This is a genomic window from Pseudomonas sp. UM16 (genome assembly GCF_050312595.1).
Taxonomy (GTDB): Bacteria; Pseudomonadota; Gammaproteobacteria; order Pseudomonadales; family Pseudomonadaceae; genus Aquipseudomonas.
In genome coordinates this window covers 173,608-195,139 of sequence record NZ_JBNPJT010000004.1, presented here as the reverse complement: position 1 = coordinate 195,139, position 21,532 = coordinate 173,608, and the positions used below count along the sequence as shown (strand labels likewise).

Sequence of the window (21,532 nt, the reverse complement as noted above, 5' to 3'; positions counted from 1 at the left end):
TTCTCAGCTGCGTTGTTTTCGTCAATTCTGGAGTGCTTACAACAATGGCAAAAATCGTCGACATCAAAGGTCGTGAAGTTCTCGATTCGCGCGGTAACCCTACCGTAGAAGCGGACGTGCTGCTCGACAACGGCATCATCGGCAGCGCCTGTGCGCCGTCGGGTGCTTCCACTGGCTCGCGCGAAGCGCTGGAGCTGCGTGATGGCGACAAGAGCCGTTACATGGGCAAGGGTGTTCTCAAAGCGGTTGCCAACATCAACGGCCCGATCCGTGATCTGCTGCTGGGCAAAGACCCGGTAGACCAGAAAGCCCTCGACACCGCCATGATCAACCTGGACGGTACCGAGAACAAAGCCAATCTGGGCGCCAACGCCATCCTCGCAGTGTCCCTGGCTGCTGCCAAAGCCGCTGCCCAGGATCAGGACCTGCCGCTGTACGCGCACATCGCCAACCTCAACGGCACCCCAGGCCAGTACTCGATGCCGGTACCGATGATGAACATCATCAACGGTGGCGAGCACGCAGATAACAACGTCGACATCCAGGAGTTCATGGTTCAGCCGGTTGGCGCCAAGACCTTCTCCGACGCACTGCGCATGGGCACTGAGATTTTCCATCACCTCAAGGCCGTTCTGAAGGCCCGTGGCCTGAACACCGCTGTGGGTGACGAAGGTGGTTTCGCGCCTAACCTGGCGTCCAACGAAGATGCACTGTCGGCCATCGCTGAAGCCGTGGCTAACGCTGGCTACAAGCTGGGCACCGACGTGACCCTGGCCCTGGACTGCGCTGCCAGCGAATTCTTCGAAGACGGCAAGTACAGCCTGTCTGGCGAAGGCAAGTCGTTCGACGCTGCCGGTTTTGCCGACTACCTCAAAGGTTTGACCGAGCGTTTCCCGATCATCTCGATCGAAGACGGCCTGGACGAGTCCGACTGGGCCGGCTGGAAGATCCTCACCGACAAGATCGGCGAAAAAGTCCAGCTGGTGGGTGACGACCTGTTCGTAACCAACACCAAGATATTGAAAGAAGGTATCGACAAGAGCATCGCCAACTCGATCCTGATCAAGTTCAACCAGATCGGCTCGCTGACCGAAACCCTGGAAGCCATCCAGATGGCCAAGGCTGCCGGTTACACTGCGGTGATCTCGCACCGTTCGGGCGAAACCGAAGACTCGACCATTGCTGACCTGGCCGTGGGTACCGCTGCCGGCCAGATCAAAACCGGTTCGCTGTGCCGTTCTGACCGCGTATCCAAGTACAACCAGCTGCTGCGTATCGAAGAGCAACTGGGCAGCAAGGCTGTGTACCGTGGTCGCGCCGAGTTTCGCGGCTAAGCAAGAGATGGTAAAAAGACAGCAGCCAAGGTTCGCTGAACAGCCATACTGACTGTTCAGCAACGTGATGCAGCAGGTCTATGTACACAAAGCCTGGCTTCGGCCAGGCTTCGTGCCATCAGTGCCCTGCAGAGGTGGCGGTCTTTTTCCACTGGATACCCTGATGCGCAGTCCCTATTGGTTGTTCCTCGTCCTGCTCCTGCTGCTTGGTGGCTTGCAGTACCGTCTGTGGGTGGGCAATGGCAGCCTGGCCCACGTCACCGAGCTCCAGCAACAGATTGCCGACCAGCACGCCGAAAACGAGCGTCTGCTGGAACGTAACCGTGTGCTTGATGCTGAAGTGCTGGAGTTGAAAAAAGGTATGGAAACCGTCGAAGAACGGGCTCGCCACGAACTGGGTATGGTCAAGGAGGGTGAAACCCTCTACCAGCTTGCCCAATGAACCAGACCTTGCCGGCCTTCTGGGCCGTGATTCCCGCCGCGGGCGTGGGTGCCCGCATGGCTGCCGACCGCCCCAAGCAGTATTTGCAACTGGGCGAGCAGAGCATTCTTGAGCATAGCCTCAACTGTTTTCTCGACCATCCCTGTGTCAAAGGGGTGGTGGTCAGTGTTGCCGCTGACGATCCTTACTGGCCGGGCTTGCGCTGCGCCAGCGATCCCCGTATCCAGCGTGCCGAAGGCGGGCGGGAACGCGCCGATTCGGTACTCAATGCTTTATTGTTGCTGCACGCCCAGGGGGCTGCCGACAGCGATTGGGTGTTGGTCCATGATGCCGCCCGACCTAACCTGGCCCGAACCGACCTCGATCGGCTGCTGTTTGAGCTGGCGGATGATCCGGTTGGTGGCCTGCTGGCTGTGCCGGCGCGCGATACCCTCAAGCGCGCCGATAGTAAAGGGCGGGTCAGCGCCACGATTGACCGCAGCACCGTTTGGCAGGCTTACACCCCGCAGATGTTTCGCCTCGGCGCCTTGCATCGGGCCCTGGCTGATAGCCTGGTGGCGGAGGTGGCAATCACCGATGAGTCCTCGGCCATCGAATGGGCTGGGCAGTCGCCACGCTTGATCGAAGGGCGTAGCGACAATATCAAGGTGACTCGGCCGGAAGACCTTGAGTGGTTGCGTCAGCGCTGGGCCAAGCGCGGTTGACGATACCGCACCTGTAGGAGCCGGCCTTGCCGGCGAAGCTTTTCAGCCAGCCTGATATTCAGGCAACTGTGCCAACCCCTCACGCAAGTAATCCACTAGCTTGCGTACCTTCGGTGACAGATGCCGTTGTTGCGGATACAGCGCCCAAACTGCAGTGTTGGGCGGTTGCTGCGCCTCGAGCAAGGACACCAGTGCACCGGTCTTCAGGTGCTCAAGCACGTAATAGTCCGGCAACTGACACAAGCCCATCCCTTGCAGCGCCGCATCCAGTACCGCCTGCCCACTGTTGCAACGCCAGTTGCCTTGAACCCGCACACTCTGCTCGCGACTGTCCTGCTGCAGCGTCCAGCTGTCCGAACTGCCGATCAGGCAATTGTGCCGCGCCAGTTCCGATACGCTGTGCGGCCGGCCGTATCGCTCCAGGTAGGCCGGTGAGGCACAGAGATACATGCGCCGCGGCGCCAGGCGGGTGGCCACTAGGCGCGAGTCCTGCAGGCGACCCAGGCGAATGGCCAGGTCCATGCCTTCATGCAGCAGGTCGAGGGTGCGGTTGCTCAGTTCGATGTCTACGCGCAATTGCGGGTACAGCGACATGAAGCGCGTCACCAGCGGCGCGATAAAACGCTCGCCATAGGCCACTGCACAGGTCATGCGCAGAAGCCCTTTTGGCTCACTGGTGAGGTCGCCCATGGCGCGCAGGGCTTCCTCGCGACCATCCTGCAAACGCTGGCAATGTTGCAAAAAGGTCTGACCGGCTTCACTCAACGTCACCTTGCGCGTGCTGCGATAGAGCAGGCGCGTTTGCAGGCGATCCTCCAGGCGGGCGATCTGACGGCTGATGTGCGAAGAGGAAACGCCCAGGCGCTCGGCCGCCGCGGTGAATTGACCGGTCTCGGCCACCGCGACAAATTCGTCGATTCCTTCCCAGCGGCTGCTCATCGATTGTCCCTGTATGACAATAATGTTTTGTCTTTGCCATGATTATTAATCAAATGATGATGAATTACACTTCGAGCTTGAACTGACCCCTTGCTGGAGAAGATTGATGATCAAGTCCCGTGCCGCCGTTGCCTTCGAGGCCAAGAAACCGCTGGAGATCGTCGAAGTCGACGTGGCCATGCCCAAGGCCGGCGAAGTGCTGTTGCGCGTTGTCGCTAGCGGTGTCTGCCACACCGATGCCTACACCCTGTCCGGGGCGGACCCTGAGGGCATCTTCCCGTCGATTCTGGGGCACGAGGGTGGCGCCATCGTTGAGGCGGTAGGTGAGGGCGTGACCTCGCTCGCCGTCGGTGACCATGTGATCCCGCTTTACACCCCTGAATGTGGTCAGTGCAAATTCTGCCGTTCCGGCAAAACCAACCTGTGCCAGGCCATTCGCGCCACCCAGGGCAAGGGCCTGATGCCGGATGGCACCACGCGCTTCTCCTACAAAGGTCAGCAATTGTTCCACTACATGGGTACGTCGACTTTCTCCGAGTACACCGTGTTGCCGGAAATCTCCGTGGCCAAGATCCAGAAGGAAGCCCCGTTGGAAAAGGTCTGCCTGCTCGGCTGTGGTGTCACCACCGGTATCGGGGCGGTGCTCAATACCGCCAAGGTCAAGGCCGGCGACACTGTGGCGATCTTCGGCCTGGGTGGCATTGGCCTCTCGGCGATCATTGGTGCGGTCAAAGCCAAGGCTTCGCGGATCATTGCCGTGGACATCAACCCGGGCAAGTTTGAGATCGCCAAGCAACTGGGCGCTACCGATTGCGTCAACCCCAAGGACTATGACCGTCCAATCCAGGAAGTCATCGTCGACCTCACCGATGGCGGCGTGGACTTCTCGTTCGAATGTGTCGGCAATGTGCAACTGATGCGCGCCGCCCTGGAATGCTGCCACAAGGGCTGGGGCGAGTCGGTGATCATCGGTGTTGCCGGTGCCGGCCAGGAAATTGCCACCCGTCCATTCCAATTGGTCACCGGCCGGGTCTGGCGCGGTTCGGCCTTCGGTGGCGTTCGCGGACGCAGTGAGCTGCCAAGCTACGTGGAAATGGCGGAAAAGGGCGAAATTCCCCTGGATACCTTCATCACCCACACCATGGGCCTGGAAGACATCAACAAGGCTTTTGACCTGATGCATGAAGGCACGAGCATTCGCAGCGTCATCCACTTCTGAGGTTGCTCATGAGCCTGGAAAACATTTCCTGCCAGAAAAGTTTTGGCGGCTGGCACAAACGTTACCGGCACCGATCCCAGGTGCTCGGTTGCGACATGGTGTTTGCCGTCTACCTGCCGCCGCAAGCGGAGCAGGGCGAGAAGCTGCCGGTGCTGTACTGGCTCAGCGGCCTGACCTGCACCGATGAAAACTTCATGCACAAGGCCGGCGCGCACAAGCTGGCTGCCGAGCTTGGGTTGATCATCGTTGCCCCCGACACCAGCCCGCGTGGACCGCAAGTACCGGGTGACCCCGACGGCGCCTGGGACTTTGGCCTAGGGGCGGGCTTCTACCTTAACGCCACTGAGCAGCCCTGGGCTCAGCACTACCGTATGCATGACTATGTAGTGCAAGAGCTGCCAGCGTTGGTCGAAGCGCATTTTCCTGCGTCAGATCGGCGCGGTATTAGCGGTCACTCCATGGGCGGCCACGGTGCACTGATATGTGCGTTGCGTAATCCGGGGCGCTATCAGTCGGTATCGGCGTTCGCGCCGATCAGCAATCCGATGGATTGTCCTTGGGGGCAGAAGGCGTTCTCCCGTTATCTGGGCGAAGACCGCAGCCGCTGGCGCGAATGGGATGCCAGTGTGTTGCTTGCCGAGGCCAAGGAGCGCCTGCCGCTGCTAGTTGATCAAGGTGATCGTGATGATTTCCTCGAAAACCAGCTCAAACCCCAGGTACTGGTACAGGCGGCAAAGGCGGCAGTACATCCTTTGCAGTTGCGTTTGCAGCCGGGCTACGACCATAGCTACTACTTCATCGCCAGCTTCATCGATGAGCATTTGCGCCATCATGGGGTAGCCCTGGGTTTGTTGTAGGCGCTGTCCTACAAATCAGCCAAAGGCCCGGCAAAGCAGGTAGAATCACGCCCTGACTCAATCAGGGCGTTTTTTTATGCGTATTGGCCACGGCTACGATGTGCACCGCTTCGCGGAAGGCGATTTCATCACCTTGGGTGGGGTGCGCATTGCGCACAAGTTCGGGCTGCTGGCCCATTCCGATGGCGACGTGGTACTGCACGCCCTGAGCGACGCTTTGCTGGGGGCTGCGGCGCTGGGTGATATCGGCAAGCACTTTCCCGACACCGACCCGCAGTTCAAAGGTGCTGACAGCCGGCTGCTGCTGCGTCATGTGGTCAAAATTGTCCAGGGCAAAGGCTGGAAGGTCGGCAATGTCGACGCCACCATTGTTGCTCAGGCGCCAAAGATGGCCCCGCACATCGACACCATGCGCGAGCTGATTGCACAAGACTTGCAGGTCGAACTCGACCAGGTCAACGTCAAGGCTACCACTACCGAGAAGCTCGGCTTCACCGGTCGCGAGGAAGGCATTGCCGTCCACGCCGTTGCCTTGTTGTTGCCAGCATGACCGAACTTGAGCTGTTAGGGCCGCGAGCATCCGGCCCGGCGTTGGGTAGCGCGATACTCAAAGCCACCGCCGAAGACTTTCAGGTTGATGAAGTCCTCGACATCCCGTTGTCTGGCGCTGGCGAGCATCTGTGGTTGTGGGTCGAAAAACGCGACCTCAATACTGAAGAGGCTGCCCGTCGTCTGGCGCGCGCCGCTGGTGTGCCGCTGCGCAACATCAGCTATGCCGGCCTCAAGGACCGTCAAGCGCTGACCCGGCAATGGTTCAGTCTGCACCTGCCGGGCAAGGCCGATCCCGACCTGGGCGCGGCCGAGAACGAAACCCTGAGCATCCTCAAGCGCACCCGGCATTCGCGCAAGCTGCAGCGCGGCGCCCATTCGGCCAATGGTTTCACCCTGCGCCTGACCGGCCTGAGTGCTGATCGTCCGGCGTTGGATGCACGCCTTGAGCAGTTGCGCAGCCATGGCGTACCCAATTATTTCGGCAGCCAACGTTTCGGCCATGAAGGCGGCAACGTTCACGATGCCCGCGCCTGGGCTGAGCGCCAGGCCCTGCCCGAGCAGCGTAATGTGCGTTCACGCCTGCTCTCCAGCGCCCGCAGCTATCTGTTCAACCAGGTGCTGGCGCAACGGGTAACCGACGGTAGCTTGCAGCGGGCCCAAGTCGGAGACCTACTGGCCTTTACCGATAGCCGAAGCTTTTTTCCGGCAGGCGAAGCGGAGTGTTCCGATCCGCGCCTGGCCATCCTTGACCTGCATCCCACCGGGCCACTGTGGGGCGAAGGGCTGTCGCCCGCCAGTGGCGCCACCGCTGAGCTCGAACAGCGCATCGGCGAACAGCATGCATCGTTGTGCCAATGGTTGGCCCGGGCGGGCATGAGTCACGAACGGCGCATCCTGCGACTGCCCATTGGCGGCCTGACGTGGCATTATCCCGAGCCTGATATTCTGCAACTGGAATTCGTCCTTCCGGCCGGATGCTTTGCCACCGTGGTGGTGCGCGAGCTTGTTGATCTGGTGCCGGCAGGGCAGACGGACAGCCCATGCGTATTCTGATTTCGAACGACGACGGGGTCACCGCACCCGGACTCGCCGCGCTGCATGCTGCGCTGGCGGACTATGCCGAATGTGTGGTCATTGCCCCGGATCAAGACAAAAGCGGCGCCAGCAGTTCGCTGACGCTCGACCGACCGCTGTGCCCGCAGACTCTGGCCAATGGCTATATCAGTCTCAACGGCACACCCACCGACTGTGTGCACCTGGGCCTCAATGGCCTGTTGGAGCACACGCCGGACATGGTGGTATCGGGGATCAACCTGGGAGCAAACCTGGGTGATGACGTGCTGTACTCCGGTACTGTGGCCGCCGCCCTCGAAGGACGTTTTCTCGGCGGGACTTCATTCGCCTTCTCCTTGCTTTCGCGCCTGCCTGACAACCTGCCGACCGCCGCGTATTTCGCCCGCAAGCTGGTGGAGGCGCACAAGACGCTGGAATTACCGCCGCGAACGGTGCTCAATGTGAATGTCCCCAATTTGCCGCTTGAGCATATTCGCGGTATCCAGTTGACGCGCCTGGGGCATCGCGCACGCGCGGCAGCACCGACCAAGGTGGTCAACCCGCGGGGCAAGGAAGGTTACTGGATCGCCGTCGCCGGGGATGCCGAGGATGGTGGCCCAGGCACGGATTTTCATGCGGTGATGCAGGGTTATGTGTCGATCACCCCGTTGCAACTCGACCGCACGTTCAACGACGCCTTCGAGCGTCTGGATGGTTGGCTGGAGGGGCTGCTCTGATGCGTGAACAGGAGGATCTGATGCGCCATGGTATCGGTTTTACCTCGCAGCGAACCCGTGAGCGATTGATTCAGCGATTGATGGAGGAAGGCGTCTCCAACCCCAACGTGCTCGACGTGCTGCGGCGTACACCACGGCACCTGTTTGTCGACGAGGCATTGGCGCACCGCGCCTATGAAGACACGGCCCTGCCTATCGGTAACAACCAGACGATTTCCCAGCCGTTCATGGTCGCGCACATGAGTGAACTGCTGCTTGAGGCAGGCCCGCTGGACAAGGTACTGGAGATCGGTACCGGCTCGGGCTATCAAACGGCGATTCTGGCGCAGTTGGTTGAACGGGTGTTTTCCGTGGAGCGCATCAAGGTGCTGCAGGATCGCGCCAAGGAACGTCTGACCGAGCTCAACCTGCGCAACGTGGTGTTTCGCTGGGGCGACGGCTGTGAGGGTTGGCCGGCGCTCGCACCGTACAATGGCATCATCGTTACCGCCGTGGCTCCGGAAGTCCCCCAGGCCTTGCTTGATCAACTTGCCCCTGGCGGGCGGATGGTCATTCCGGTAGGGCCGACCGGGGAAACCCAGCAACTGATGCTGATCGTGCGTGAAGAGCATGGTTTTTCGCGCCGGGTACTGGGGGCTGTGCGTTTCGTCCCGTTGTTGACCGGTCCGCTGGCCTGACCCGGACTTTTTTTCGCAGCAGGCGAATTCCTCTAGCATTGCCCTGTCTATCTGGCGTACTCGCCTATTCTGTCAGGGTTCACATTTTGCTAACGCCCAGCGTCCGCAAGGCGCATGCGCTCGGTTATAATTGCAACAATATTGCATTTCACAGCAGTCACCATGAGAGGAGCGGCGGGTGGGTCACACAGTCATTCAGCAGCGCAGCGGATTTACGAGCTTCAAGCTTCTGCTGATTGCACTTGCCGTCGGTTCGCTGCTGTCGGGTTGCTCCAGCACATCCTCGAACAGCGCCCGGGTGGTCGACCGCAATGCACCGGTTGCCAAGCGCCCAGCGGTCACCAGTGGCCAATACGTGGTGCGTCCTGGCGACACCCTCTACTCCATTGCCTTTCGTTATGGTTGGGACTACAAGGCCCTGGCCGCGCGCAATGGCATCGGACCGCCCTATACCATTCGCGCCGGCCAGCCGATTCGTTTCGACGGTCGCTCCACTGCTCCAGCTGCGGGCGGTACGACGGTAGTGAGCCGTTCACAGTCGTCTTCTGGCAGCAGCACCGTTACTCGCCGTCCGGCGGGAACACCTGCCCCGGCAAGCAAGCCTGCGAGCCCTGCGCCGACACCCGCGGCCAATACTGCGACGCCTGCCCCGGCGCCGGTTCAGGTTCCCTCTGCAGAGCGTGCGGTGGGCGGCTGGGGCTGGCCGGCCAGTGGTGTGCTGATTGGTAAATTTGCTTCAAACGGTAGTTTGAATAAAGGCATTGATATCGCCGGTGATTTGGGACAGCCTGTTTTTGCTGCGTCTGATGGTTCGGTTGTCTACGCCGGGAGTGGCTTGCGGGGCTACGGCGAGTTGGTAATCATCAAGCACAGCGACACCTACGTCAGCGCCTACGGCCACAACCGCAGGCTTTTGGTTCGGGAGGGACAGCAGGTCAAAGTTGGGCAGACAATTGCCGAAATGGGTTCCACGGGCACAGACCGGGTGAAGCTGCATTTTGAGATTCGCCGTCAGGGCAAGCCTGTTGATCCGCTGCAATTCCTGCCACGTCGTTGATTGCTAGTACCCGGCCTGTTCCTCGCGTAGAGGGGACAGGCTCCAGCGTTGCCAGGGATATTGGCGAGGCTTGAGTCTGAGTTCGAACTCAGCAAAGGACTATAACAATGGCTCTCAGTAAAGAAGTGCCGGAGTTTGACATCGACGATGAGGTTCTCCTGATGGAGACCGGCATCGTTTTGGAAACGGATGCGGTGTCAGACGAACCTGCTGTATCTACGGTTCGGACCAGGGCTAAACAAGGCTCTACGCTCAAGCAGCACAAGTATATCGATTATACTCGGGCACTTGATGCAACCCAGTTGTACCTCAATGAAATCGGCTTTTCGCCTTTGCTCTCGCCAGAGGAAGAGGTTCATTTTGCGCGGCTGTCGCAAAGTGGCGATCCGGCGGGACGCAAGCGCATGATCGAAAGTAACTTGCGTCTGGTGGTGAAAATCGCCCGGCGTTATGTCAATCGCGGGCTGTCGTTGTTGGACCTGATTGAAGAGGGCAACCTGGGGTTGATTCGGGCGGTCGAGAAGTTCGACCCTGAACGCGGTTTCCGTTTCTCTACCTACGCCACCTGGTGGATTCGGCAAACCATCGAACGGGCGATCATGAACCAGACCCGTACCATTCGCTTGCCCATTCACGTGGTCAAGGAGCTGAACGTTTACCTGCGTGCAGCGCGCGAACTGACCCAGAAGCTCGATCACGAACCGTCCCCGGAAGAGATCGCCAGCCTTTTGGAAAAGCCGGTGGGCGAAGTCAAGCGCATGCTCGGGCTGAACGAGCGGGTGTCGTCGGTGGATGTGTCCCTGGGCCCAGACTCCGATAAAACGCTGCTCGATACCCTGACCGATGATCGTCCCACCGACCCTTGTGAGCTGCTGCAGGATGATGACTTGTCGCAAAGCATTGACCAATGGTTGAGTGAGCTGACCGACAAGCAACGTGAAGTGGTCATTCGTCGGTTCGGCCTGCGTGGGCATGAAAGCAGCACCTTGGAAGATGTGGGACTGGAAATTGGCCTGACCCGTGAGCGGGTTCGTCAGATCCAGGTCGAAGGCCTCAAGCGTCTGCGTGAGATCCTCGAGAAGAATGGCTTGTCCAGTGAGTCGCTGTTCCAGTAAGCATTGCTTGCAGCAAAGAACGCCTCGACATGATCGAGGCGTTTTTGTTTGTGCAGGGCGCAGAGCACTAAGGCGGATATTTCCTATCGTTACTGGGGAAACATACAGATTTAGTCTGCTGTCCCAGCGAGCGATGATTCAGTTCTTTTCCGTGTAAGACTTCGCTTACTTGTTGTGTAAGCCATTGCGGTAGGCGTTAGTAAATTGTTGTCGTTTTCAATGTGCGTCTTTGTTTATCTATTTGATATATAACGAATTTATTGTTTGTTTCAGTATGGTTTCTGCAGCTTTTTGAGAGCTTTGGCCTATTGCTGGAAATTCTGCGAGCGCTACTATCTGAATTGTGTCTACGGACTGACACAGGCCTTCAAGGATGAGGGTTCAGGGACATCGCAGGATGCGATTCATCAGGATGATGAAAGGGAACGCAGGGACTACGGAAAAAATGTGGGCGGGTCAAACCGCCCCTTTTTTTGCCCGCAATAAACATGAAAAAAGGCCCTTGAAGGGCCTTTTTTTGATCCTGGCGCTTAGCGCTCCAGATCGGCGAGCTTGCCTGGCTTGCCATCCCACTCTGCGGCGTCGGGCAGCGAGTCTTTCTTTTCCGTGATGTTCGGCCAGATTTCCGCCAGCTCGGCATTGAGCTCGATGAAGTTTTCCATGCCGCTTGGCACTTCATCTTCCGAGAAAATGGCGACGGCAGGGCATTCAGGCTCGCACAGCGCACAGTCGATGCACTCATCCGGGTGAATGACCAGGAAGTTCGGGCCTTCGTAAAAGCAGTCCACCGGACACACTTCTACGCAGTCGGTGTACTTGCACTTGATGCAGTTGTCGGTGACGACGAAGGTCATTTCTAATTCTCTCCTCAGGCGACGGCAGCGATACCCTTCCAGACAGGGTCGCTCGGTTTGGTCGTTCGGCTGCAGACCAGGCTAGTAATCTGCAGCAGCACCAAACCGCGCGGGATTCTATCAGCTTGTGTGGGCTCGCGTTATAACAGAGTCTTTAGTGTATAGAGCATTTCGATAGCTTGACGCGGCGTCATATTGTCCAGGTCGAGCTTCCCGAGCTTCTCTATGGCCGGGTGAGGCAGGCTGGCAAACAGGTCGCTTTGGTGCGGTACATCGGCTGCACCTTTGGGCTGCACAGGCATTTCGTGGGGCAGGCTGGCAGTTTCCAGGCGGCCCAGGTGTTCACGCGCGCGCTGGATCACCGGCGTCGGTACCCCGGCCAGCTGTGCCACGGCCAGGCCGTAGCTCTGGCTGGCAGGCCCCGGCAGCACATGGTGGAGGAACACGATGCGCTCGTTGTGCTCGGTGGCGTTGAGGTGGACGTTGGCCACCAGCGGCTCGCTCTCCGGCAGCACTGTCAGTTCGAAATAGTGGGTGGCGAACAGGGTGTAGGCACGCAGTTGCGCCAGACGCTCAGCTGCCGCCCAGGCCAGGGACAGGCCGTCGAAGGTACTGGTGCCGCGGCCGACTTCGTCCATCAGCACCAGGCTACGCTCGGTAGCGTTGTGCAAGATGTTGGCGGTTTCGCTCATCTCGACCATGAAGGTCGAGCGCCCGCCGGCCAGGTCGTCGCTGGAACCGATACGGGTGAAAATCCGGTCGACCAGTGACAGTTCGCAGCTAGCTGCCGGTACGAAGCTGCCGATATGCGCCATCAACACGATCAGTGCAGTCTGGCGCATGTAAGTGGATTTACCGCCCATGTTCGGGCCGGTGATCACCAGCATGCGGGTGTTGTCGTCCAGCGCCAGGTCGTTGGCCACGAACGGTGTGGTCAACACTTGCTCGACCACCGGGTGGCGACCCTGGCTGATGCGCATGCACGGCTCGTCGACAAAGGACGGGCAGTTCAGGTCCAGATTCAGCGCGCGCTCGGCGAGGTTGCTCAGCACATCCAGTTCGGCCAGAGCGGCGGCGGTGTCTTGCAACGGTGCCAAGTGGCCGATCAGGGTTTCCAGCAGCGCGTCGTAGAGCATCTTCTCGCGGGCGAGGGCGCGGCTCTTGGCCGAAAGCGCCTTGTCTTCGAAGGTCTTCAGCTCCGGGGTGATAAAACGCTCGGCACCTTTGAGGGTCTGGCGGCGAATATAGTCCGCTGGCGCCTGCTCGGCCTGTTTACTCGGCAGCTCAATGAAGTAGCCGTGCACACGGTTGTAGCCAACCTTGAGGTTGGCCAGGCCAGTGCGGGCTTTTTCCCGTGCTTCGAGGTCGATCAGGAACTGGCCGGCGTTCTCGCTCATCGCCAGCAGTTCATCCAGTTCACTGTCGTAGCCGGTCTTGAGCACACCGCCATCGCGGATCACCGCAGGCGGGTTATCAACGATGGCTTTTTGCAGCAGGTCAGCCAGTTCCGGGTAGGTGCCGGCGATGGCCGCCAGCAGCGCCAGGTGTGGCGCTTCCAGCTCGGCCATGGCGTTCTGCAGCTCGGGCAAGGCACCGAGGGCATCGCGCAGGCGGGCCAGGTCACGAGGGCGGGCGTTACGCAAACCGATCCGGGCGAGGATCCGCTCGATGTCACCAATTTCCTTGAGCTGCGGCTGCAGCTTTTCAAAGCGGTAACTGTCGAGCAGGCAGCGAATTGAGCCTTGGCGTGCTTGCAAGACTTTCAGATCGCGCAGCGGACGGTTCAGCCAGCGGGTCAGCAAGCGGCTGCCCATGGCGGTCTGGCAGCGATCGATAACCGATTGCAGGGTGTTGTCGCGACCACCAGCGAGGTTCACGTCCAGTTCGAGGTTGCGACGGCTGGCGCCGTCGAGCACCACGGTATCGTCCAGGCGTTCATGCTTGAGGCTGCGCAAATGCGGCAGAGCCGTGCGCTGGGTTTCCTTGGCGTAACCGAGCAGACAACCGGCGGCGCCAATGGCCAAGGTCAGCTTTTCGCAGCCAAAGCCTTTGAGGTCCTGGGTTGCAAACTGCTGGCAAAGGCTCTTGCGCGCCGAGTCACGATCGAAATCCCACGGCGCACGGCGACGGGCACCACGGCGCTTCTCGGCCGGCAGGCCTTGTGGCCAGTCGTCCGGGATCAACAGCTCCACCGGGTTGATGCGCTCAAGTTCGGCCAGCAGGTTTTCCCAGCCTTTGATCTCCAGCACGGTGAAGTTGCCGCTGGTGATATCCAGCACGGCCAGGCCGAACAGGCGTTCGTCACCCAGCACCGCGGCGATCAGGTTGTCGCGGCGCTCATCGAGCAGCGCTTCGTCACTGACTGTGCCGGGGGTGATGATCCGCACCACCTGGCGCTCCACCGGGCCCTTGCTGGTGGCCGGGTCGCCGATCTGTTCGCAGATCACCACCGACTCACCCAGCTTCACCAGCTTGGCCAGGTAACCTTCGGCCGCATGGAAGGGGATGCCGCACATGGGAATCGACTGGCCAGCCGACTGCCCACGGGCCGTCAGGGTGATGTCCAGGAGTTTTGCGGCCTTCTTCGCGTCTTCATAGAAGATCTCGTAGAAGTCGCCCATGCGGTAGAACATCAGTTGATCTGGGTGCTGGTTTTTCAGCCGCCAGTACTGTTGCATCATCGGGGTGTGTGCGGAAAGATCGCTCATTACAGAAACTTGGCTCGCAGTGTCGTTTAGACCAAAGGCAAGCGGGCAATGGTACAGGGATTTTGCCTGCGATGCCGAGGCCAAGCGCGCTGCTGCGTGCATTTGTCCCTGCATTTTCGTGCATATCGGCAATTGCAATTGGGCCAAACCGGTTGCATTATGCACGTTATGCAAAAACGCAACGTAGCATCCGTCTTAAGAGCATTGCTCGACCGCCACGGTATCTCCCCCACGGAGCTGCACCGGCGTACCGGCGTGCCGCAATCAACCCTGTCGCGCATTCTCAGCGAGAAGATCGTCGATCCTTCCGATAAGCATGTGTCGAAGATCGCCGAGTATTTCGGCGTGAGCACCGATCAACTGCGTGGTCGCGTTGAACTTGGCGAAAGCCGTGAAGCGGCACCCGCGCGCAGTCATGCCGAGTTGCGTGATATCAGCCTGTGGGATGACGACACACCCGTCGAGGACGACGAGGTGTCCATTCCGTTTCTTCGCGAGGTCGAGTTGGCAGCAGGATCAGGACGATTTGTCATCGAAGAAAGCGAGAAAGCCAGCCTGCGCTTCGGCAAGCGCAGCCTGCGCCACAATGGCGTGCAGTTCGACCAGGCCAAGTGTGTCACGGTGCGTGGCAACAGTATGTTGCCGGTGCTGCGCGATGGTGCCACGGTGGGCGTCAATGCCGGTAAAAGTGGCATTGGCGATATCGTCGATGGCGACCTCTACGCGATCAACCACAATGGCCAACTGCGGGTGAAACAACTCTATCGCTTGCCTACCGGCATTCGCCTGCGCAGCTTCAACCGTGACGAGCACCCGGATGAAGACTACAGCTTCCAGCAGATGCAGGAAGAGCAGATCAGCATCCTTGGCCATGTATTCTGGTGGGGCATGTACGCACGCTGATCCACCTGCTCTGCAAGAAAACCCGCTTCGGCGGGTTTTTTTTCGTCTCCGCAAAACCTTACTAACCCATACCAGACAAGGCCTACATGCACAGGTGCAAATTCTCATGCATAAATATTTCCATAAATGCATTGACTGCATATGCATCAATGCATAATATTTGTCTCAAGCCGGTCGACACCGGCAGCGACAAAGGCAGCGATGAACAGGCCTGAACTGTTCAGAGGGTTGGCAACTGGCCCGGGTGTGCAGCGTAAAGCACCACAAGCAGTTATCCGGCGGGCAGGTGGCCGCGGTCGGAGGAACAATTAGACGCGGAGTCGCCCAGCGCACCAGTCGTGGCGGGCGGTTCGACAACGCATTACTGAAAAGCCTGGGGAGGCCGGGCTTTTTGGAATGCCGAGTGATCGGCGCTTGAACAGTAGAACAACGCTCCGTGGCCTTAAGGCTAAGGAGCTAACAAACAAGGAGACAGGACAGTGACACATGAACAACAGACGTTGCTGGAAATACCGATCTGGTTGGTGATCGTCCTGGCATTGCTAGGCGGTGTGTCTGGCGAGATGTGGCGGGCGGACAAGGCAGGCACTTACGGGTGGGCGCTGGTTCGACGGCTGGTACTGCGCTCGGGCGCTTGCATGGTATGTGGTGTCTCGACCGTGATGCTGCTGTATGCCAGCGGCTTGTCAATCTGGACCGCCAGCGCTTTCGGCTGCCTTACCGCGATGGCTGGCGCGGATGTTGCCATCGGCCTTTATGAGCGCTGGGCGGCGAAACGATTGGGGCTGGAGCAACCGCAGGCGGGGAAGGCCGTTGATGCGCATGTGGGAAATCGGGAGGAGTGAACGTGAACGAATTGCAGACCTTGCACGAGGCCATCACCGCGACGATCAAATCCACCATGCCTCAATTGCAAATCGTGGATGCCTATGCAATGGCGGCTCAGGATACGGCATTGCCTGCGCTGTTCCATTCCATTGCCGGTCTTAAGCCTGGAGTTGACCCAGGTGATGGTCGCTCGTGCATTGTGGCAATCATCGAAGCGCGCATCCTGGTCGATGCCAGCCTTGCCCAGGCATCGTTGCAGGCAGCGACATTGGCGACTCAGTTGACGGTGCTGCTGCGCAAACAGTTCTGGGACCTGGACTTCGTCGAAGAGGCGAAACATGTTCAGGCGCTACCGCTTCAAGCCGCACCTGGTGCCCTCCACCCCGTCAGCTGGGTAGTGCAATGGGAGCAAACCCTGCACTTGGGCGACCCACAATGGCCATGGCCGGATGAGCCCGGTCCGATTGCCTTTGCCTTCAGCCCCGACACCGGTCCTGGTCATGAAGGCGGCTATCAGACGCCGGAGGAACTCCCATGAGTTACGCCAGCGCCATGCATGACCGCATGCTCGCCGGCCTGGTCATTCCTTGCCGGGTAGTCGCCGTTGATCTTGCCGCCGCCCGCGTGCGGGTTTCCGACGGTGCCGGCTGGACCAGCGCCTGGCTGCGCTGGCACAGCCAGGCCGCAGGCAAGGCCCGGCACTGGCGTGTACCCAGTGTGGACGAGCAGGGTGTACTGATCAGCCCGAGCGGCGAGCCTGCGCAAGGCACTTTTGTGCCGGGCCTGTATGGCAATGCCGGCGCACCGCCAGACAACCGCGAGCATGTCGAGGTCTGGCGCTTCGACGACGGTGGCTCACTGACTTACGACTGGCAGGCTCGCAGCTACAGCATCGAATTGCCCACTGGCACCGTCAGCGTCAAGGTCGGTGGTAGTTCGCTGTTGGTCAGTGATCAGGCCATCGATCTCAAAGCCGCCAACATTACCTTGACGGGTGCAGTGCAGATCAACGGCCCGTTGCAGGTCAGCGGCGACATTCTCGGTGGCGGCAAGATCATCGATACCGGTGGCAACACCGCCAACCACAACCATTGAAACCAGCCCGCGCCGCGGGCTTTTTTTCGCCTGGAGCAAACATGGCTACTGCTAAAAAGAGCAACACCCAAGCATCCACTGCCGTGGTGTTTCGCGACACCCTCTATACCTCCCGCGTGTTGATCCTGCCGGATGCCCGCGCGTTGCTCGTCAGCCGCGGGCAGGTCACTGCCCAGGCCGACGATGCCATCGCCCTGGCTTACCTGCAGGAGCATCCGCAGCTCAAACCGCAGGAGTAGCGCGATGATCGGAATGGATCGCCGGAGCGGCCAGCCGCTATCTGGCCTCGCCCATGTGCGCCAGTCCATTGAAGACATCCTCACCACCCCGCTTGGCAGCCGGCGTATGCGCCCGGACTACGGCAGCAAGCTGCGCCGCTTTGTCGACCTGCCGGTCAACGAAGGTTGGAAAAGCGCGGTGCAAGCCGAGGTGGCACGCTCGCTGGGGCGTTGGGAACCGCGCCTGAAACTTGAGCGCGTGCGGGTGGTGGCGGTGGTGGCGGGGCAAATCACCTTGCAACTGAGCGGACAGTACCTGGGCAACAGCCAGAGCCTGGAGGTAACGGCATGAGTAGTGTGGATCTTTCGGCGCTGCCTGCGCCACAGGTGTTGGAAGACCTCGACTTCGAGACACTCTTCGAGGCAGACCTGGCGACCTTCCGGTCGTATATGGGCGACAACTGGGACGCGGTGCTGGAGAGCGACCCGGTCAGCAAACTGCTGGAGGTCGGCGCCTATCGCAAGCTGCTCAACCGGGCGCGGGTCAACGATGCTGCCAAGGCGCTGCTGTTGGCCTACGCCCAAGGCACGGACCTTGATCAACTCGCCGCCAACGTTCGACTTCAACGCTTGGTGGTGCAGGCTGAGAACTTGAACAGTGTGCCGCCGACGCCCAAGGTACTCGAAGAAGACGATGCCCTGCGAGAGCGGATCCAGCTGGTCTACGAAGGCCTGACCACGGCCGGGCCACGCAACAGTTACATCCTGCATGCGCGCAATGCTTCCGGGCAGGTGGCTGACGCCACCGCGCAAAGCCCTGCGCCTGCGCAGGTGGTGGTTACGGTGCTGGCGCTGGAAGGTAATGGCAGCGCCGGGGCAGCGCTATTGGAGACGGTACGTCTCAAACTTAACGATGACGATGTGCGTCCCGTTGGTGATCGGCTCACGGTGCAAAGCGCCGAGATCCTGCGCTACCGCATCGACGCCGTGGTGCACATGAGCGGCAGTGGCCCGGAAATCGAGGCAACCTTGGCCGAGTGCAAGCGTCGCTTGCAGGCCTGGATCAACCCGCGTCGGCGCCTGGGCGTTGAAGTGGCCCGCTCGGGAGTGGACGCCCAGTTGCACATCAACGGCGTCAGCCGGGTCGATCTGAACAACTGGACCGATATCAGCCCTACCCAGGCGCAAGCTGCCTGGTGCGAAGGCATCAGCGTGATGCGGGGGAGCTGACATGACCAGCCTGCTCCCGCTCAACAGCACCCTCCTGGAACAGGCCATCGAGGCCGCCGGTGTTGAAACTACCGACATTCCCCTGCGTGCGCTGTACAACCCTGACACCTGTCCGCCCCACCTGCTGCATCAACTGGCCTGGGCCTGGTCGGTGGACCGCTGGGACGAAACCTGGCCGGACACTATCAAACGCTCGATGATCCGCTCGGCGTTCTACGTGCATGCGCACAAGGGCACCATCGGTGCATTGCGTCGGGTGGTGGAACCGTTCGGCTATCTCATTGAGGTCATCGAATGGTTCGACAGCGTGCCCCAGGGCGTGCCGGGCACCTTCGCCCTCAAGGTAGGGGTATCCGACGCAGGGATCAGTGAAGAAACCTACCAAGAGCTGACGTGGCTGATCGACGACGCCAGGCCCGTCAGCCGCCACATGACCGGGCTGACCATCAGCCTGGAAACCGCCGGTGCCATTTACATCGCCAGCTCAATCGAAGACGGCGACACCCTCGACATCTACCCGCCAGCCGCCATGGACATCGTGGCGACCGGACGCATTGGGCGTGGTGGACGAGAGCACAGCATTGACTATATGGACATCTACTAATGGTCGACCAGACATCTCAGTTCTACGCGATCCTCACCAATGTGGGCGCCGCGAAACAGGCCAACGCCGATGCGTTGGGTATCCCTTGGAAAATTACACAAATGGCCGTCGGTGATGGCAACCCGGGCGGCTTGGACAATCCGTCGCTGCCTCAGCCTGACGCGAGCTGGACCAACCTGCTCAACGAATGGCGGCGCGCACCGTTGAATCAATTGAAGGTCGACGATAAGGACAATTCAGTCATCGTCGCCGAGCAGGTGATTCCGGCCGAGATTGGCGGGCGCTGGATTCGTGAGGTAGGCCTATACGATGCCGACGGCGATTTGGTGGCGGTGGCCAACTGTGCGCCGACTTACAAGCCGTTGCTCAATCAGGGCTCAGGTCGTACCCAGGTGGTGCGCATGAACTTGGTGGTGAGCAGTTCCAGCAATGTGCAGCTCAAGATTGACCCCAGCGTCGTACTGGCCACCCGTGAGTGGGTAACTGAGGAACTGGCGCGGCAAGACTTCAAGCACTCGGTGCTTGCTGCCACCACCGGCAACATCGCACTGAGCGGCCTGCAGACGGTTGATGGTGTGGCCCTGGTAGCCGGGGCGCGGGTGCTGGTGAAGAATCAGGCTGCCGCCAAGGATAACGGCTTTTACCTGGTCGTGGCTGGCGGGCCCTGGGCGCGTTGCAATGACGCGGATAGCAGCGCCAAGGTAACGCCCGGCCTACTGGTGCAAGTCGAGCGCGGTACGGTCAATGGTGACAGTGCCTGGCAGTTGGTGACCGATGCACCGATTACCTTGGGGGTATCGGCGCTGGCCTTTGAAATGGCGTTCGGTCGTACCAGCGTGACTGCAGGTACCTTCCGCAGCGTGACGGTCGATACCTATGGCCGCGTGGTTGCCGCGACGAACCCGACCACGGTGGCTGGCTATGGCCTGACCGATGTGTACACCAAGACTCAGATTGATCAGGCGCTTGCCCTCAAGGCGAACTTGGCCAGCCCCACGCTGACCGGGAGCCCTACGGCACCAACGGCGGCTGTCGGTACCAATACTGCCCAGCTAGCGAACACGGCATTTGTGCAGGCCGCTATCGCCACCCTGGTGGCTTCATCACCCGGCGCCCTGGACACGCTCAACGAACTGGCTGCTGCGCTGGGCGATGACCCGAACTTCGCCACTACGATGACCAATGCGCTGGCGCTCAAGGCCCCCTTGGCAAGCCCAGCATTGACGGGGGCGCCAACGGTGCCAACGCTTACGGGAACTGATATCAGTACGAAAATAGCCAACGCAGCCACGGTTCGGGCAATCTTGGCGCGGTTTGGGTTGGGTGCATCGGCGTTTAACTACACCGGCAGCATTGATGAGCTAGTAGAAACCGGCGTTTTCATGGTGGGTGCTTCGACCACGGGAACCAAGCCAGATTACCCTCCCGCGCAGGGAGTAGGTCAGATTCCCAATGGCACCGTGTTTCATATGGAGCGTGGCAGCAGCAACATGGCAACCCAAATATGGGATTCGCTGGTCAATGCCATTGCTCCGGTTACTTGTGTGCGTACACGGAATGCCAATGGTGTCTGGACCAAATGGGCGGAAATATGGACCAGTCAGAACGCACCAAAGCAAACTGATCCTTTGGACGTGACAGCGGGCGCGATGCTGACCACCGGCTCTTGGGGAGTTGGGGCAGCGGCGGTAGATCAACCGCTGATCACCAACTTCTCAGATGATATTCGGCCAGGACTGTATCGGGCCTTTTCGTCGGGTAATGCACAGGCTTCTATCGGCGGACCGCCGAATAGCGGCAATACGTCCATGTCTGTTTTTGTTGGTGGTGGGTTCACCAATTCTGGCTACAAGACATTCTTGGCAATCATCAACGCCTACACGGAAGCGCGAATTTATGTCGGCGTCAAAGTTACTGCAGGTGTCCAGCCAACTTGGACTGAGATAACGACACGCGATCATGCCCCTTTCGCAGGAACGCAGAGTTACAGAACAGCTGGTGTTTTCACATGGCATGTTCCTGTAGGCGTGAAAAAAGCCTGGGTGACTGTGATCGGTGGCGGTGGCGGTGGCGGGCGTTCCGGTACAGCCAATATAGGGTCCGGTGGGGGCGGCGGCGGCGGCCTGGCGCAGAAGTTGGTTGACCTTACCGGCATGACTTCTGTGGCGGTTACCGTCGGCGAAGGCGGTGCCGGTGCTACGGTGGCTGGCGGTTCGGGTGAAACCGGTGGTACCTCATCGTTCGGAGCGTTTCTCTCTGCGACTGGCGGGACTGGCGGCATGGGTGTAGGCAACTCCGTCGCTAATGGACCGGGACCTGGAGGCGTTGGTTCTGGTGGGGACCTCAATACGGGTACCGGTGTCGGTCACGTCAGCTATGGGCACTGGGGTGGCTCCGGTGGCGGGG

The 21,532-nt window shown here is 60.0% G+C and carries 22 protein-coding genes and 1 pseudogene; 20 read left to right on the top strand and 3 right to left on the bottom strand.

The window, feature by feature from the left end:
- The first annotated feature begins 44 nt into the window (after positions 1-44).
- From eno to ispD, 3 genes are all read left to right on the top strand, one after another.
- Positions 45-1,334, top strand: a complete 1,290-nt coding sequence (gene eno, locus ACQRAX_RS06320; RefSeq protein WP_412037933.1) for a phosphopyruvate hydratase — start codon at positions 45-47, stop codon at positions 1,332-1,334.
- 163 nt (positions 1,335-1,497) lie between these two features.
- A complete protein-coding gene (gene ftsB, locus ACQRAX_RS06315; RefSeq protein WP_028943006.1) occupies positions 1,498-1,776 on the top strand; it encodes a cell division protein FtsB in 279 nt (92 codons plus the stop codon).
- The gene (gene ispD, locus ACQRAX_RS06310) at positions 1,773-2,480 is read left to right on the top strand and encodes a 2-C-methyl-D-erythritol 4-phosphate cytidylyltransferase (RefSeq protein ID WP_412037934.1); all 708 of its coding nucleotides are present in this window, start codon (positions 1,773-1,775) and stop codon (positions 2,478-2,480) included. Before ftsB ends, ispD begins: the two co-directional genes overlap by 4 nt.
- A 42-nt stretch (positions 2,481-2,522) precedes the next feature.
- Here the strand turns inward: ispD and ACQRAX_RS06305 are convergent, their stop codons facing one another.
- Positions 2,523-3,419 carry a LysR substrate-binding domain-containing protein gene (locus ACQRAX_RS06305; RefSeq protein ID WP_412037935.1) on the bottom strand — a complete coding sequence of 299 codons (897 nt, stop codon included), beginning with the start codon at positions 3,417-3,419 and terminating at the stop codon, positions 2,523-2,525.
- 106 nt (positions 3,420-3,525) lie between these two features.
- Between ACQRAX_RS06305 and ACQRAX_RS06300 the strand changes: the two genes are divergently transcribed.
- The 8 genes from ACQRAX_RS06300 to rpoS all read left to right on the top strand — a co-directional run bounded on the left by ACQRAX_RS06300 (position 3,526) and on the right by rpoS (position 10,686).
- Positions 3,526-4,638, top strand: coding sequence for an S-(hydroxymethyl)glutathione dehydrogenase/class III alcohol dehydrogenase (locus ACQRAX_RS06300; RefSeq protein ID WP_412037936.1), 1,113 nt, complete (start codon positions 3,526-3,528; stop codon positions 4,636-4,638).
- A gap of 8 nt (positions 4,639-4,646) precedes the next feature.
- Positions 4,647-5,495 (top strand): S-formylglutathione hydrolase, encoded by an 849-nt coding sequence (gene fghA, locus ACQRAX_RS06295; RefSeq protein ID WP_412037937.1) that lies wholly within the window; start codon positions 4,647-4,649, stop codon positions 5,493-5,495.
- A 76-nt stretch (positions 5,496-5,571) separates the two neighbouring features.
- Positions 5,572-6,045 (top strand): 2-C-methyl-D-erythritol 2,4-cyclodiphosphate synthase, encoded by a 474-nt coding sequence (gene ispF / locus ACQRAX_RS06290; protein WP_412037938.1) that lies wholly within the window; start codon positions 5,572-5,574, stop codon positions 6,043-6,045.
- A complete protein-coding gene (truD, locus tag ACQRAX_RS06285) occupies positions 6,042-7,100 on the top strand; it encodes a tRNA pseudouridine(13) synthase TruD (RefSeq protein WP_412037939.1) in 1,059 nt (352 codons plus the stop codon). The genes ispF and truD overlap by 4 nt, the downstream gene beginning before the upstream one ends.
- The gene (gene surE, locus ACQRAX_RS06280) at positions 7,088-7,837 is read left to right on the top strand and encodes a 5'/3'-nucleotidase SurE (protein ID WP_412037940.1); all 750 of its coding nucleotides are present in this window, start codon (positions 7,088-7,090) and stop codon (positions 7,835-7,837) included. Before truD ends, surE begins: the two co-directional genes overlap by 13 nt.
- The gene (locus ACQRAX_RS06275; RefSeq protein WP_412037941.1) at positions 7,837-8,514 is read left to right on the top strand and encodes a protein-L-isoaspartate(D-aspartate) O-methyltransferase; all 678 of its coding nucleotides are present in this window, start codon (positions 7,837-7,839) and stop codon (positions 8,512-8,514) included. The genes surE and ACQRAX_RS06275 overlap by 1 nt, the downstream gene beginning before the upstream one ends.
- Before the next feature lie 178 nt (positions 8,515-8,692).
- Positions 8,693-9,571, top strand: a complete 879-nt coding sequence (locus ACQRAX_RS06270; RefSeq protein ID WP_412037942.1) for a peptidoglycan DD-metalloendopeptidase family protein — start codon at positions 8,693-8,695, stop codon at positions 9,569-9,571.
- A 107-nt stretch (positions 9,572-9,678) separates the two neighbouring features.
- Positions 9,679-10,686, top strand: coding sequence for an RNA polymerase sigma factor RpoS (rpoS, locus tag ACQRAX_RS06265; RefSeq protein ID WP_045189722.1), 1,008 nt, complete (start codon positions 9,679-9,681; stop codon positions 10,684-10,686).
- A gap of 530 nt (positions 10,687-11,216) precedes the next feature.
- Here rpoS and fdxA read toward each other — a convergent pair.
- Both fdxA and mutS read right to left on the bottom strand, forming a co-directional pair.
- Complete coding sequence (fdxA, locus tag ACQRAX_RS06260; RefSeq protein ID WP_412037943.1) at positions 11,217-11,540, bottom strand: ferredoxin FdxA; 324 nt, start codon at positions 11,538-11,540, stop codon at positions 11,217-11,219.
- A gap of 140 nt (positions 11,541-11,680) precedes the next feature.
- Positions 11,681-14,248 (bottom strand): DNA mismatch repair protein MutS, encoded by a 2,568-nt coding sequence (mutS, locus tag ACQRAX_RS06255; RefSeq protein ID WP_412037944.1) that lies wholly within the window; start codon positions 14,246-14,248, stop codon positions 11,681-11,683.
- A 159-nt stretch (positions 14,249-14,407) separates the two neighbouring features.
- Here mutS and ACQRAX_RS06250 point away from each other — a divergent pair, with 159 nt between their 5' ends.
- The 9 genes and pseudogenes from ACQRAX_RS06250 to ACQRAX_RS06210 form a co-directional block, all read left to right on the top strand.
- Entirely contained in the window at positions 14,408-15,151 is a 744-nt protein-coding gene (locus ACQRAX_RS06250) for a LexA family transcriptional regulator (RefSeq protein WP_412037945.1), read from the top strand.
- Between the two features lie 479 nt (positions 15,152-15,630).
- Positions 15,631-15,996, top strand: coding sequence for a phage holin family protein (locus tag ACQRAX_RS06245; protein WP_045187818.1), 366 nt, complete (start codon positions 15,631-15,633; stop codon positions 15,994-15,996).
- 2 nt (positions 15,997-15,998) lie between these two features.
- Positions 15,999-16,517 carry a hypothetical protein gene (locus ACQRAX_RS06240; RefSeq protein WP_412037946.1) on the top strand — a complete coding sequence of 173 codons (519 nt, stop codon included), beginning with the start codon at positions 15,999-16,001 and terminating at the stop codon, positions 16,515-16,517.
- Entirely contained in the window at positions 16,514-17,074 is a 561-nt protein-coding gene (locus ACQRAX_RS06235; protein WP_412037947.1) for a phage baseplate assembly protein V, read from the top strand. Before ACQRAX_RS06240 ends, ACQRAX_RS06235 begins: the two co-directional genes overlap by 4 nt.
- A gap of 41 nt (positions 17,075-17,115) precedes the next feature.
- Positions 17,116-17,313, top strand: a complete 198-nt coding sequence (locus ACQRAX_RS06230) for a hypothetical protein (protein ID WP_412037948.1) — start codon at positions 17,116-17,118, stop codon at positions 17,311-17,313.
- Positions 17,314-17,317: 4 nt separating this feature from the next.
- Positions 17,318-17,644: a GPW/gp25 family protein gene (locus ACQRAX_RS06225; RefSeq protein WP_412037949.1), complete on the top strand. Its 327-nt coding sequence runs from the start codon at positions 17,318-17,320 to the stop codon at positions 17,642-17,644.
- The gene (locus tag ACQRAX_RS06220; protein WP_412037950.1) at positions 17,641-18,522 is read left to right on the top strand and encodes a baseplate J/gp47 family protein; all 882 of its coding nucleotides are present in this window, start codon (positions 17,641-17,643) and stop codon (positions 18,520-18,522) included. The genes ACQRAX_RS06225 and ACQRAX_RS06220 overlap by 4 nt, the downstream gene beginning before the upstream one ends.
- Before the next feature lies 1 nt (position 18,523).
- Positions 18,524-19,126: a phage tail protein I gene (locus tag ACQRAX_RS06215; protein ID WP_412037951.1), complete on the top strand. Its 603-nt coding sequence runs from the start codon at positions 18,524-18,526 to the stop codon at positions 19,124-19,126.
- Positions 19,126-19,974: pseudogene (locus tag ACQRAX_RS06210) on the top strand (phage tail protein); the annotation flags it as partial. The gene ACQRAX_RS06215 and the pseudogene ACQRAX_RS06210, both read left to right, overlap by 1 nt.
- Positions 19,975-21,532: the final 1,558 nt, after the last annotated feature.

Coding starts and splice junctions, on each gene's coding strand:
- eno (WP_412037933.1), top strand. CDS start 45: ATGGCAAAAATCGTCGACATCAAAGGTCGTGAAGTTCTCGATTCGCGC.
- ftsB (WP_028943006.1), top strand. CDS start 1,498: ATGCGCAGTCCCTATTGGTTGTTCCTCGTCCTGCTCCTGCTGCTTGGT.
- ispD (WP_412037934.1), top strand. CDS start 1,773: ATGAACCAGACCTTGCCGGCCTTCTGGGCCGTGATTCCCGCCGCGGGC.
- ACQRAX_RS06305 (WP_412037935.1), bottom strand. CDS start 3,419: ATGAGCAGCCGCTGGGAAGGAATCGACGAATTTGTCGCGGTGGCCGAG.
- ACQRAX_RS06300 (WP_412037936.1), top strand. CDS start 3,526: ATGATCAAGTCCCGTGCCGCCGTTGCCTTCGAGGCCAAGAAACCGCTG.
- fghA (WP_412037937.1), top strand. CDS start 4,647: ATGAGCCTGGAAAACATTTCCTGCCAGAAAAGTTTTGGCGGCTGGCAC.
- ispF (WP_412037938.1), top strand. CDS start 5,572: ATGCGTATTGGCCACGGCTACGATGTGCACCGCTTCGCGGAAGGCGAT.
- truD (WP_412037939.1), top strand. CDS start 6,042: ATGACCGAACTTGAGCTGTTAGGGCCGCGAGCATCCGGCCCGGCGTTG.
- surE (WP_412037940.1), top strand. CDS start 7,088: ATGCGTATTCTGATTTCGAACGACGACGGGGTCACCGCACCCGGACTC.
- ACQRAX_RS06275 (WP_412037941.1), top strand. CDS start 7,837: ATGCGTGAACAGGAGGATCTGATGCGCCATGGTATCGGTTTTACCTCG.
- rpoS (WP_045189722.1), top strand. CDS start 9,679: ATGGCTCTCAGTAAAGAAGTGCCGGAGTTTGACATCGACGATGAGGTT.
- fdxA (WP_412037943.1), bottom strand. CDS start 11,540: ATGACCTTCGTCGTCACCGACAACTGCATCAAGTGCAAGTACACCGAC.
- mutS (WP_412037944.1), bottom strand. CDS start 14,248: ATGAGCGATCTTTCCGCACACACCCCGATGATGCAACAGTACTGGCGG.
- ACQRAX_RS06250 (WP_412037945.1), top strand. CDS start 14,408: ATGCACGTTATGCAAAAACGCAACGTAGCATCCGTCTTAAGAGCATTG.
- ACQRAX_RS06235 (WP_412037947.1), top strand. CDS start 16,514: ATGAGTTACGCCAGCGCCATGCATGACCGCATGCTCGCCGGCCTGGTC.
- ACQRAX_RS06230 (WP_412037948.1), top strand. CDS start 17,116: ATGGCTACTGCTAAAAAGAGCAACACCCAAGCATCCACTGCCGTGGTG.
- ACQRAX_RS06225 (WP_412037949.1), top strand. CDS start 17,318: ATGATCGGAATGGATCGCCGGAGCGGCCAGCCGCTATCTGGCCTCGCC.
- ACQRAX_RS06220 (WP_412037950.1), top strand. CDS start 17,641: ATGAGTAGTGTGGATCTTTCGGCGCTGCCTGCGCCACAGGTGTTGGAA.
- ACQRAX_RS06215 (WP_412037951.1), top strand. CDS start 18,524: ATGACCAGCCTGCTCCCGCTCAACAGCACCCTCCTGGAACAGGCCATC.